Source organism: Cyclobacteriaceae bacterium, from assembly GCA_030584025.1.
Classification (GTDB): Bacteria; Bacteroidota; Bacteroidia; order Cytophagales; family Cyclobacteriaceae; genus UBA2336.
This window is the reverse complement of record CP129487.1, coordinates 1,272,984-1,286,166: the sequence shown is the minus strand read 5'-3', so window position 1 is coordinate 1,286,166 and position 13,183 is coordinate 1,272,984. Positions and strand designations below refer to the sequence as shown.

General features: G+C 45.2%; 9 protein-coding genes. 6 read left to right on the top strand and 3 right to left on the bottom strand.

Translation table 11 applies throughout. The features are described 5' to 3' along the window. Positions 1 to 2 precede the first annotated feature (2 nt). From QY309_06085 to QY309_06060, 6 genes are all read left to right on the top strand, one after another. Positions 3 to 1,718: an IlvD/Edd family dehydratase gene (locus QY309_06085; GenBank protein ID WKZ61049.1), complete on the top strand. Its 1,716-nt coding sequence runs from the start codon at positions 3 to 5 to the stop codon at positions 1,716 to 1,718. A gap of 177 nt (positions 1,719 to 1,895) precedes the next feature. Then, positions 1,896 to 2,729 carry a fumarylacetoacetate hydrolase family protein gene (locus QY309_06080; GenBank protein WKZ61048.1) on the top strand — a complete coding sequence of 278 codons (834 nt, stop codon included), beginning with the start codon at positions 1,896 to 1,898 and terminating at the stop codon, positions 2,727 to 2,729. After that, positions 2,729 to 4,042, top strand: coding sequence for a gluconate:H+ symporter (locus QY309_06075; GenBank protein WKZ61047.1), 1,314 nt, complete (start codon positions 2,729 to 2,731; stop codon positions 4,040 to 4,042). Before QY309_06080 ends, QY309_06075 begins: the two co-directional genes overlap by 1 nt. A 31-nt stretch (positions 4,043 to 4,073) precedes the next feature. Continuing rightward, positions 4,074 to 5,117 carry a galactose-1-phosphate uridylyltransferase gene (galT, locus tag QY309_06070; GenBank protein WKZ61046.1) on the top strand — a complete coding sequence of 348 codons (1,044 nt, stop codon included), beginning with the start codon at positions 4,074 to 4,076 and terminating at the stop codon, positions 5,115 to 5,117. Next, complete coding sequence (locus tag QY309_06065) at positions 5,114 to 6,124, top strand: inositol monophosphatase family protein (protein ID WKZ61045.1); 1,011 nt, start codon at positions 5,114 to 5,116, stop codon at positions 6,122 to 6,124. The genes galT and QY309_06065 overlap by 4 nt, the downstream gene beginning before the upstream one ends. Beyond that, positions 6,121 to 7,431, top strand: coding sequence for a galactokinase family protein (locus QY309_06060; GenBank protein ID WKZ61044.1), 1,311 nt, complete (start codon positions 6,121 to 6,123; stop codon positions 7,429 to 7,431). Before QY309_06065 ends, QY309_06060 begins: the two co-directional genes overlap by 4 nt. Here the strand turns inward: QY309_06060 and QY309_06055 are convergent, their stop codons facing one another. The 3 genes from QY309_06055 to QY309_06045 form a co-directional block, all read right to left on the bottom strand. Then, on the bottom strand, positions 7,432 to 9,093 hold the full coding sequence (locus tag QY309_06055) for a glycoside hydrolase family 43 protein (protein WKZ61043.1): 1,662 nt from the start codon (positions 9,091 to 9,093) through the stop codon (positions 7,432 to 7,434). 4 nt (positions 9,094 to 9,097) lie between these two features. Further along, positions 9,098 to 10,723 (bottom strand): sodium:solute symporter, encoded by a 1,626-nt coding sequence (locus tag QY309_06050; GenBank protein WKZ61042.1) that lies wholly within the window; start codon positions 10,721 to 10,723, stop codon positions 9,098 to 9,100. Between the two features lie 174 nt (positions 10,724 to 10,897). After that, entirely contained in the window at positions 10,898 to 13,114 is a 2,217-nt protein-coding gene (locus QY309_06045) for a glycoside hydrolase family 3 N-terminal domain-containing protein (protein ID WKZ61041.1), read from the bottom strand. Between the last annotated feature and the right edge of the window lie 69 nt (positions 13,115 to 13,183).

The following is a 13,183-nucleotide window of genomic DNA, read 5'->3' as shown; positions in this document are numbered from 1 at the left end:
ACATGGCTAAAAAACTTCGCAGTTATGACTGGTTTGGTAAATCCGATAAAATGGGATTTGTTCACCGTTCGTGGCTGCGTAACCAGGGCTATCCCGATGACTACTTCAAAGACAAACCGGTAATCGGCATATGCAATACATGGTCGGAATTGACACCTTGTAACGGCCACTTGCGCGACTTTGCCGAAATTGTAAAGCGTGGCGTACGCGAAGCAGGAGGTTTTCCACTTGAGTTTCCGGTAACGTCCCTTGGTGAAACCATTATGCGACCTACAACCATGTTGTTTCGCAACCTCGCCAGCATGGATGTGGAAGAATCTATTCGCGCCAACCCAATTGATGGCGTAGTATTGTTGACTGGTTGCGATAAGACAACACCATCTACCGTTATGGGAGCTTGTAGCGTTGATCTGCCAACCCTTGTTGTTCCGGGAGGACCGATGTTAAACGGACGCTTTCGCGGAGAATGCATTGGTTCAGGTTCATTCAATTGGATGATTAAAGAGAAACGTTCCGTTGAACAATACACCGATGAAGATATTCACGAGGCCGAAGTGGGTGTAGCACGAAGCCAGGGGCATTGCATGACCATGGGTACTGCTTCTACCATGGCGTGTATGGTGGAAGCATTGGGCTTAACGCTTCCGGGAGCCGCTGCTATTCCGGCAGTTGATGCCCGCAAGAAAGTGATGGCGCATCTCTCGGGGAGAAGAATTGTGGAGATGGTAAACGAAGACCTGAAGCTTTCAAAAATCCTTACGCGACAAGCGTTTGAAAACGCTATTGTGGTGAATGCTGCTGTAGGCGGATCCACAAACTTCATCATTCACCTGTTGGCCATTGCGGGCAGAATGGGTGTTGATCTTAAGTTGGAAGATTTTGATGCTATCGGCAGTAAGATTCCGTTACTCGTTAACCTGAAGCCATCTGGAAAATACCTGATGGAAGATTTTTATTATGCCGGTGGATTGCCAGTCGTTATTCATGAATTAAAAAAATACCTGCACACAGAAGCCATAACCATAAACGGAAAAACTATTGGAGATAACAACGCAAACCCACCCTGCTATAATCGTGAGGTTATTGCCTCAATCGATGAACCACTTCAACATGAAGCAGGAATTGTTATCCTAAAAGGAAATTTGTGTGAAAATGGTGCGGTCATTAAACCTTCAGCCGCTTCAAAAGCTTTAATAAAACATAAAGGTCGGGCTGTGGTTTTTGAAACCATGGAGGATTACCATGCACGCATTGATGATCCGAAACTCGACATTGATGAAAGTTGCGTGATCGTACTAAAAAATGTTGGCCCTGTTGGTTATCCCGGAATGCCGGAAGTAGGCAATGTGGATTTACCGGAAAAACTTCTTCAGAAAGGCGTTCGAGATATGATTCGTATATCCGATGGCAGAATGAGTGGTACGGCAGGCGGCACAGTGGTGCTACACGTTTCACCTGAGTCGGCCATTGGTGGCACGCTTGCCTTGGTTCAGGATGGAGACATGATTGAGCTGGACATTGAAAAAAGAAAGCTTCACTTGGATGTAAGTGATGAAGAACTCAAGAAGCGAAAAGCAAACTGGACTCCTCCACCTGCACACACCGAAAGAGGCTATGTAAAATTCTTCCTCGATCATGTACAACAAGCCGACCTCGGTTGCGATTTTGATATTTTACGCGGAGGTTCCGGAAGTGAAGTTAAGGGCGATTTGCATTAAAGTTTGTCTATCGCATGGTTTTAAATTTAACCTTAAATCAAACAATAAATCCAAACCACAAAGCGCACGAAGCTATTACACAAAGTTCACAATGAATTATCATATCATCACCCTTCGTGATCTTTGTGCACTCTTTGTGTCTCTTTGTGGTTTAGCCAATTAGTAGTTAGCGGAAATATGAGAGTCTATCACACATCATCCGGAATACTCATCGAAAAAGATAATATTTTTTTTCTCCATCAGGAAGATTGGAACACGTTTATCAATGATGATAACCTGTATGCAAAACTCAAACAACTTACCTCAGCTTCGTTATCACATTCACAGGCTAAAGATTTTATAGAAAATTCGATTCTTCCTCCCATCGACCAACAAGAACTTTGGGCCTGTGGTGTAACGTACCTGCGCAGCAAAGTGGGACGGCAGGAAGAATCAAAAACCACCGGTGGTGGCGATTTCTATGCGCGGGTGTATGAAGCTGAACGTCCTGAAGTGTTTTTCAAGTCAACCGCACACCGGGTGGTGGGCCATCACGACCACGTAAGAATCAGAAAAGACTCTACCTGGGATGTTCCAGAACCAGAACTTACGCTAATGGTTGCGTCATCCGGAAAGATAATCGGATATACCATCGGCAACGACATGAGCAGTCGCAGCATTGAAGGTGAAAATCCACTGTATCTTCCACAAGCTAAAACATACGATGGTTGTGCCGCTATCGGGCCATGTATTTATGTTACAGATAAACCGATTGACCCCACAACTACAATCCATCTTAACATTCTCCGAAACCAGGTTAACGTTTTCGCTGATTCCATAGCCATAAATCAAATGAAACGCTCCTTGGAAGAACTGGCTTCGTTTGTATTCCGCGAATGTTCATTTCCTTATGGCTGCCTGATTATGACCGGCACCGGAATTGTGCCTCCCAATGATTTTACGCTGCAATCAGGCGATGAAATCCGGATTAAAATCGATAATATCGGAACGCTTATCAATACAGTTCGCTAATGCCGTTACTCATCATTGCCTTTGGTGTTGCCCTGCAGGTTTACCTGACGTACAAGAAGATCAGTCCGTTTTTATCCTTACTGATTGTCGCGATTATTGTTGGCTTATTATTGGGCATGGAACCCATGGCGCTTGCAGCCTCCATTGAAAAAGGCGTGGGCAGTACCCTCAGCGGTTTGGTTTTGATTCTTTGCCTTGGTGCAGTGTTAGGAAAAATACTGGAAATGAGTGGCGCCATCAATCAAATTACATCCAACCTGATCCGGAACTTTGGTGAACGTAATGTGCAGTGGGCTGTTTTGCTCACCGGATTTCTTGTTGGACTCCCACTCTATTATAATGCCGGATTTATCATACTCGTTCCACTTGTTTTTTCCGTTGCGCGAAAAACAGGGTTACCCCTGTTATACATTGCCATACCAACTGCTGCTTCGCTCTCAGCAACACATTGTTTTCTCCCGCCTCATCCGGGCCCCGTTGTGTTGGTGAATGCATTTGGTGCCGATCTTGGATTAACACTGCTCTATGGATTGGTATTGGTTATCCCTACGGTGATCATTGCGGGTCCATTTCTTGGACGCCTGCTCAAAAACATCGGGGCAACAAATACTGAAAACACCAATCATAAGTCCCCTGAAGAAATCACCAATCCACCCTCGGTTTTTGCAAGCTTTGCAATTGCTCTATTACCGGTTTTGCTGATTACGTTTTCTGTTGTTATTAATTTAATCTCCACAACACCAGGAGTGTTCCATTCCGTTGTAAACTTTCTGGGTAACCCAAACATAGCGTTGTTGGTTTCGGTGTTGATAGCGGTATATGTATTCGGAATAAGAAGAGGCATTGCCATGCCTGAAGTAATGACCTGGCTGACCAATGGAGTGACCGGCATTGCGATGATTTTATTAATCATTACCGCGGGTGGCGTATTGAAAGAAGTATTGATCGATAGTGGGACAGGTAAATATATCACCTCATTCAGCAGTCAATGGAATATCAATCCATATCTGTTCGCATGGATTATCACCGCGCTCCTCCGCGTATCACTCGGCTCAGCCACTGTTGCCGGACTTACTGCGGCAGGTATCGTATCGCCATTGGTTACCGGTGGAGCTGTTTCACCTGAACTGATGGTGTTGGCTGTAGGTGCCGGCAGTGTATTTTGTTCGCATATCAATGATACTGGTTTCTGGATGTTTAAAGAATTCTTCAATCTTTCGCTAAAAGAAACATTTCTATCCTGGACAGTAATGGAATCATTAATGTCTGTATTGGGATTAATTGGAGTCTTAATATTGCAACTTGTTCTCTAAAATCTCGCCATTAGAAAATCAACAAGATAAAATGAACACAACAACCGGAAAATGGGAGAAACGCTGGCATCCATTGAGAGAAGAGTGGGTTGTGTATTCGGCACATCGTAATGCCCGGCCCTGGCAAGGAGCCGAAAAAATTCTACCCAAAAAAAATCCATCTTATGACCCCAGCTGCTACCTCTGTCCGGGAAATAAACGCGTTAATGGCGATGTTAATCCCGCATACACCAACATCTTCACCTTTGAAAATGACCACCCGGTTGTCAGTCTGCAGGCACCTGATGTAAACAGTAATGATTCAACCTCATTATACAAACGGGCAAAGGCCTCTGGCATTGCCAAGGTCATCTGTTACGATCCGCGGCATAACGTCACGCTATCTCAAATGAAACCGGAAAAAGTGAGTAAAGTATTTGAAGTATTTCAAGCGGAAATGATAGCGTTTGAAAAAAATCCCGCCATCAAATTTGTTCACCTCTTTGAAAACAAGGGAGAAGCTGTTGGGGTTAGTAACCCGCACCCCCATTGTCAGGTGTACGCTACCGATTTTACATTCAAGTTTGTTGAGCAACAAATTCAAATCGCACAGGCCCATCAGCTAAATCATAAAAAAAATATTTATGAAGAAATTATTTCATTAGAACAGCGTGATGGCATACGCATAATTGCAGAGAATGATTTTGCTATTGCTTTTATTCCATTTTTTGCGCGATATGCTTACGAAACCCTGATCTTCCCCAAGAAAAATCATCAAAGCCTGATCACCTTAACTCCGGAAGAGTTAATTGCTCTTTCAGCTGTATTCCACGAAACCGTTCGCAAAATGGATATGAATTTCAATATGGATTTTCCGTATGTGATGTCCATTATGCAAGCGCCAGTAGATGGAAATGCACACCCCGATTTCAGAATGCACCTTTGGCTTCAACCGCCATACCGCCAACCCGGACTGATTAAATACCTGGCTGGGCCAGAAATTGGCGGTGGTAATTTCATGGCCGACACCATGCCAGAAGACAAAGCAGCCGAACTCAGAAAAATCAATGTAAAAGACTATCCATTCGAACAATGAATCACGAGCGAATCAAAAACATGCTGATCGAAACGGGAAAAGCCGTGCGACAAAATATCAGGCATAGTCTTTCGGTATCCTCTACACACGAACTATCACAGGTGTATGCGGAGAAGAAAGAAGATACCATTTATATGATCGATCGGGAAGTTGAAGAACATGTGCTGAAAATTATAGAACCCCTAAGCACTGCATTGGGGGGTATTGTGTTGTTGGCTGAAGGAATTGGTGAGGATGAAACCGGTGTTGTGTTGCCAGCAGAGAATGTTCAACCGAACCTCCGCATTCTGATGGATCCAATTGATGGAACACGTGGACTGATGTACGATAAACGATCGGCCTTTTTCCTGGCTGGCGCTGCACCCAATAAAGGAAGCAATACTGCCTTTTCGGATATTGAAGTAGCCGTGATGGTTGAATTGCCCACTACCCGACAATATCAGGCCGATGTATTGTGGGCCATAAAAGGAAAAGGAAGCTTCGCATATCGCGAGAATATGTTGACAGGTGAAGTTCAAGAAAAAACGATCATACCCTCTAACGCCACCTCCATTATCGGTGGCTTTGCACAACTGGCCCGCTTCTTTCCGCCAGGTCGCGAAATACTGGCTGCTATCGAAGATGAACTTATCCACACCTTGGCTCCTTCCAATCCATCAGGAAAAGCTTTGGTGTTTGAAGATCAGTACATATCCAGTGGTGGGCAACTATATGAATTGCTAATGGGGCATGATCGGTTCGTAGCAGACTTGCGCGGATTGCTCTACAACAAACTTAGAAATGAAGGAATAGAGGGCGGACATGTGTGTCATCCGTACGATGTGTGTGCTCACCTCATCGGCCAGGAAGCGGGCATCATCATAACGGATGGTACCGGAAATCCTTTACATGCTCCACTCAACCTTACAGCCGATATCAACTGGATCGGTTATGCCAATAAAGCCATTGAACACGAAGTGAAGCCCGTGCTAATGAAGTTATTAAAAAAGCATCGGCTAACAATATGAGCACATCCACCTTTACTGCTTCCGCTCCCGGCCGACTGGATGTTATGGGCGGCATTGCTGACTACTCAGGTTCGCTTGTCTTGCAAAAAGCCATCAACCAACAAACATCTGTTGAAATCATCTTGCGAAATGATTATCAGTGTAACATTACCAGCTATCTATCAAATGGTGAAGTGTTGACTTTTAAGGATGACTTCCGGAGATACCTCAACCAGGAACAAGTCGATTACCGATATGCACAACAGGCGTTTCGGAAAAACACAGAAACATCATGGGCTGCCTATATCCTCGGCTGTGCGTTGATTTTAATGAAAGAAAAAAGCATTGATTTCAAAGGTGCCGACTTTACATTTCATTCAACCGTACCACACGGAAAAGGTGTTGCCTCTTCTGCCTCCGTAGAAGTCGCCACCATGAAAGTACTGGAAAAAGCTTTTACCCTTTCATTCTCCGGAACCGAGCTGGCCCGATATGCGCAGCAGGTTGAAAACCACATTGCCGGAGCACCATGCGGGTTGATGGATCAACTCGCCAGTTACCTGGGCAATCCCGAAGCGTTGCTTCCGATCATTTGTCAACCCGATCGCATACTTGAACCTATCCCAATACCAAAACAAATTGCCTTTGTTGGCATTGACAGTGGGATTCGCCATCAGGTTTCAGGTGCTTCATATGGCGATGTGCGTTGCGCAGCTTTTATGGGATACACCATTATCGCCCGATCGCTTGGCATTGATAAGAAAGATTTATTGCGTGCTAAAGTCAATCAAGATTTTTCATCTCTCCCCTTTCAGGGTTATCTCAGCAACGTGACCGCGGATGATTTTGACCATCGGTTTAAAAATCTTCTACCCGAAAAAATCACAGGAAAAGATTTTATTGAACACTATGGTGATACCATCGATCCAATCACTTCGATAGCAGAAAACAAAACGTACGCTGTTAAGATCTGTACGGCCCACCCCATCTATGAAAATAAAAACGTACATCGTTTCCGGGAGTATTTAATAAACCTCAGCATGCAAACCAGGCATGTTGAACAAGAAGAAATCATCAGGGAAATGGGCGCGTTGATGCTGGCATCACATAAAAGTTATTCGGCTTGCGGACTAGGAACCGGCAGAACAGATGACATGGTAAACCGCGCAATGGCCCTTCCCGGAATAACCGGAGCACGGATTACAGGCGGTGGAAATGGTGGAACAGTGTGCTTCCTGACTGCTGGCGAAACCGGAATGGAGTCGGCCAAACAATTACACCATCAACTTTCTACTCAGTACAAGGAAAGATTGGAATGGTTTACCTGACTATTGATCTTCACTCAGCACTTCAAACCAATCAAAATTCACCATGCTGGTGGATTTCCTCCCAAGTGAGGTTGCGTACATCGCATACATGCAACCCACAAAACCTCCTGCTTCACGTGTACTGAGAAAACGTGCGTCAATGTTTTCCTTCAGCAGTGTCCAGTCACCATCAAGAACAGAAAAGAAAAATGCATAGGTGTCTCTTCGGGCCTCAATTTTCAACCGAACAACCTCACCATCAATTTCCTCACTGACCAGTAGCTTCATCTCCTCTCCATCAACAGATGATTGATACAAGGCTATTGCGGGCTTGCCTTCGACCAGGGTTTTTGCGAGAAAATAAAAATGCGTTTCATTTTGAAAAATCATCAAACCGGCCATTTCATTTTCCGTTGCAGGCGAAAAGGCCATAGATGTACTGGCCGATCCGGTAAGATGCGGTTGACGATGCGCCACAAAAGACGGGTTCATTTTACCCGAACAGGTTTCTGGTCGCACAGCTAAAGTCAAATGACCTGAATGATCAGATAAGCTGTACCACTTTTCGCGCACGGTACGTAAAAATTGAAAATTGTAATGGAGTTTATCCTCATCAAATTCATACCGGTGATTGAACCGTGAATAGTTAGACGCTGATTGCGTTGTGCCCGAAACGGGTACAGGATAACGATACTGCACTTCTTCAAAATCCGGGTTGATGACCGGCCATCTGTCAATCCACTTTACCGGAGCAAGAAACGTTTCCCGTCCGGTGTTGAAATAATCCTTATCCGCATACGGCCTGCAACCTAAAAATACAGCCCACCACTCACCATTTTCAAGTTCAACAAAATCGGCATGACCGGTTGTGGTAATCGGGTTTGGTCTTGATGGATCAAGATGACGCTGTGTTAAAATCGGATTTTTATCCCAAGGCACATAAGGACCTGTTGCGCTTTCACTTCGGAAAACAACTTCAGAGTGATTGTAAGCTGTCCCGCCCTCGGCACAAATCAGGTAATAGTATCCGTCTTTCTTAAAAATGTGGGGCGCCTCAATCCACACCGGGTTCTTTGAAATATCAACGCCTCCATTCACCAACAAGATTTCATCACCTGTTACGCGCATACTATCTACATCAAACGCAAACATCCGTATGGTACGATGACCACTATATAATGATTTGTCATCGGGAGGAATGCTGTTGTAAAGAATATACGCTTTGTCTTCATCAAAATACATGGAAGGATCGATACCGTTCACTTCCGGGAGCCAGTATGGATCAGACCACGGACCGGCCGGATCAGTAGCGGTGATCACAAAATTTCCTCCCGTGTCAATCAGTGTACATGTGATGTAATACAAGCCATTATGATAACGAATGGATGGTGCAAACAACCCGCGCGAAACACCGTGTCCATCCAGGTTAAGTTGCTCAGGCCTGTCCATGGCAAAGCCAATAGTCTCCCAATTCACCAGGTCTTTACTATGTAGAATTGGCAAGCCGGGATAGTATGCAAAGGTTGATGTGACCATATAAAAGTCATCACCGACTTTGCAGATACTGGGATCTGGATAAAATCCGGATAAAATCGGATTTGTAAAATACTGCTGCGTTTGTTCCTGCTTTTGTGAACAGGAGAACGTAAGCAAAAGAAAAATGACTACTACGATCGGTTTCATGGTATTATCCTCCAACGCCAAGCAGTGAGAAATACATGAAAATCATGACGATCAATACAACCACGATTAACGAAAGTACAATATCGGTTTTATTGTAACTCGCTCTTGTTTTCGCACGATCTTCTGCAACAGTTGTTGCAAACGTCAATCCTTTAATTTGCTCTTCAGATGGTTTCTCGGTTAATAAGCTAACGCCCACCAACACCACTACAGAAAACACAAACAATGCAATACAGAAATACAGGAAATTCAGGTTGGCAAACTCATACAAAAATCCGGATAAGGAACTCTTATTAAGCTCCAGGAATATACGAAGTGCACCAATGATAGCCCCTCCAACCAATACCGTCATGGCGCCCTTGGCGTTAATGCGTTTGTAGAACAAGCCTAACAAAAACACCGCAGCAATCGGTGGCGCCAGGTACGACTGCACACTTTGTAAATATTGATACAACACACCGGATATTCCACTCATTACCGGTATCCACAGAATACCCAACACCACCACAACACCCGTTGCAATACGACCTACAGTTACCAGGTTTTTCTCAGATGTTTCCGGCTTTATTTTCTTGTAGATGTCCATGGTGAACAATGTGGAGCAGGAGTTAAACACAGAAGCCAGCGAACTCATCAATGCGGCCAGCAATCCGCCCGCAATCAGTCCCTTTAATCCAGTAGGCAACAATGTCTTCACCAAAGTAGGGAAAGCGCTGTCGGCACTGGTGAGTTCAATTTTACCTTGAGCTGCCAAAGCCGTTGCAATCAGTCCGGGAATGAGGAAGATGAAGAACGGAAACAATTTCAGGTACGCTGCGAAAATGGTTCCACGTCTGGCTTCAGTTTCATTCTTGGCCGTAAGACAACGCTGCACAATGTATTGATCGGTACACCAATACCACACGCCCACAATGGGTGAGGCAAACAAAATACCGGCCCACGGAAAATCAGGGTGACTCAAGGGCGGAAACATGTTGAGCTTTTCCTTGGGCGCTGAAGCAATCATCGCATCCCATCCACCCAGTTCATTAAGCCCGATGAGTGTTAAAATCAGTGAACCGATAATCAACAATACAGCTTGAAGGGCTTCGGTGTACACTACTGCACGCATACCGCCCAACACCGTATAAATACCCGTAAGAATTACCAACACCAACGCGCTGGTCCAGAAATCGAAACCCATGAAGGTTGCAATTACAATGGCCCCCGCATACACAGTTACTGAAACTTTGGTGAGCACATAGCTGAGCAACGACACAACCGACAAGAACCAACGGGCCGAAGAGTTATACCTGCGTTCCAGAAACTCGGGCATGGTAAACACACCGCTGCGGATGTAGAATGGAATAAACACCCAGCCGAGCAGCAACACAATCCATGAGTGAAGCTCATAGTGTCCCATTACCAATCCACTCTCAGCCGCTGTTCCGGATAGGCCAACCACGTGTTCGCTGCCCACATTGGAAGCCAATATAGAGGCACCCACCACAAACCAACCTACGTTTCGGCCAGCCAGAAAATATTCCTGCGCAGTGTCCTTCTTGCTTTTCATCGTCCAGGCCGCAATGCCTGCAATAGCCAGGAAGTACAGAATAATTACTACCCAGTCGATTGTTGTAAAAAGTTCCATGTATTGTTTAGGGTTTAGTGTACTGAAGAATTGAAAATTTAATCACAAAGCACACAAATAAAAATACACACAAAGGGCACAGCACTAAAAATCTTTGTGAACTTAGTGAGAACCTTTGCGTTCTTTGTGGTTTATGAATCGCAGCGTAGTTCAAAGCGATAATCGTGAGCGTGATTATTTAATTGCAAAAGTATTCTGCAAACCTTTAGATGCACCCAGCGCCTCACTGCGGCTACCGGGAAGTGACCCGCCAACCGATACACGCACGTTACCGGGTTGTATCACGGATACGCCCTTCTCATTCACAATGGAATACATATCAGCTGTAATCGTAAACTTGACTTTCTCCGACTGGCCTGGTTTCAAGGCTACACGCTTGATGCCGGAAAGGGTAAACAAGGGCGCAGGTATTTTGGAGTTGACATGCGATACATAGAGTTGAACAACTTCTTCACCCTCCACTTTTCCGGTGTTGGTAACTGTAACTTCAACTTCAACGGGTTGATTTTTCTTGACAGATGCAGCTGATAATTTTAAATCGCTATAGGCGAATGAAGTGTAGCTCAATCCATAACCAAACGGATAAAGCGGCTCAGCTTCCATGTAGCGATACGTTCTTCCTTTCATGGAATAATCTTCATAGGCAGGAAGTTGATCCAATGACTTGGGAAACGTAATCGGCAACCTGCCGGAAGGCGAAGTTTTTCCGAAAATAATATCGGCTACTGCATTGCCTCCCTCCTGACCCGGATACCAAACTAACAGTACCGCATCGGCCAACTCATGCACCTCAGCCAGGTTCATGGGGCTACCTCCATTAATGATGGCGATAACCGGATTGGAATGCCCTTCTTTTAATTTCTTCAAAAATTGTATCTGATGTGCCGGGAGGTTATAGTCTAACCGATCACCAAATGTGGGTGATGCAATCGACTCACCTTCTTCACCTTCCAGCAAGCCACTGATGCCCATTACCACAAAGGTGGCATCACTATTCTTTGCATTTCCAGTCGACCAGTCTTGTGGGTTGGCATTGGGACGATCCAGCATAATACCTTGACGGTATTGTAGCTGGCTTCCGGGTTCGATGGCCGCAGCAATTCCCTCCACTACCGTAACCATCTGTGGATTTACGCCATAGTAATTGCCGAGCAGCACCTCAACGTTAGCAGCATTCGGGCCCGTGATAAAATATTTATTCAGATCATTACGCAATGGCAACGCACCATTGTTCTTCAACAGTACTATGGATTTCTGAGCAGTCTCCCTGGCGAGTGCACGGTGTTTCTCACTATTTATCACATCTGTTGAAATGGCGTTGTACGGATTTCGTTCTTTCGGATCGAGCAGACCCAGCTTAAAACGCGTGCGCAACAAAATGGCGAGCGCATCATCAATTTCCTTTTCCGTAACCAGCTTCTTTTCAACGGCTTCTATCAACGCACTATATTCACTTCCACAATTTAAACTTACGCCTTGCTTCACCACCATGGCAGCGGCTTCCGCTTGTGTCTTCACCACGTTGTGTCCGTTATAGTAATCGGCAACCGCCCAGCAATCGGTAACAATATGGCCTTTAAAACCCCACTCCTTGCGAAGCACTTCATTCAGTAAAAAATTGTTGGAGCAACACGGTTCACCATTCGTGCTGTTGTACGCACACATCACCGCTTCTACATTGGCATTCACCAACGCCTTAAAGGCAGGTAAATAAGTTTCGCGCAAATCCTTTGCCGATGATACCGCATTGAATTCATGCCGAAGTTTTTCCGGTCCGCTGTGTACCGCAAAGTGCTTGGCGCACGCTGCCGTTTTCAGATAGTTTGGATTATCGCCTTGCAAGCCACGAACAAATGCCACACCCAATCGCGACATTAAATACGGATCTTCACCATATGTTTCCTGTCCGCGGCCCCAACGCGGATCGCGGAAGATATTGATGTTGGGTGTCCAGAAGGTTAACCCGCCATATTGCTGGTGATAGCCTTTTGAGACAGCAGCATTGTACATGGCCCGGGCCTCATCTGAAATAGCAGACGACACTCTATATATAAGGTGTTCATCAAATGTAGCGCCCATGCCAATGGCCTGCGGAAAAACTGTGGCCACACCCCCACGGCCTACGCCATGCAAAGCCTCATTCCACCAATTGTAGGCCGGTATTTGGAGCCTTTCAATAGCTGGGCTCGCATGCATCATTTGGGAAACCTTTTCCTGCAGTGTTAAACGCCCGATCAGGTCTTGCACTCGGGTCTCCATGGGCTGCTCCGGATCGAGATAGGGAGCAACTTGTTGTGCTTGAGCACCTAAAAAGCATAAAAATGCTATCAACGAAATGATGTACTTTTGTTGCATAACATTAAAAATGGGTTTTTGATAAAATCTGGCCATTTTGATCGGGTTTTGGCGTTTTTCAGGGTTCAAAATTGAACCATTAATAGAATAAATTACCCTTTATAA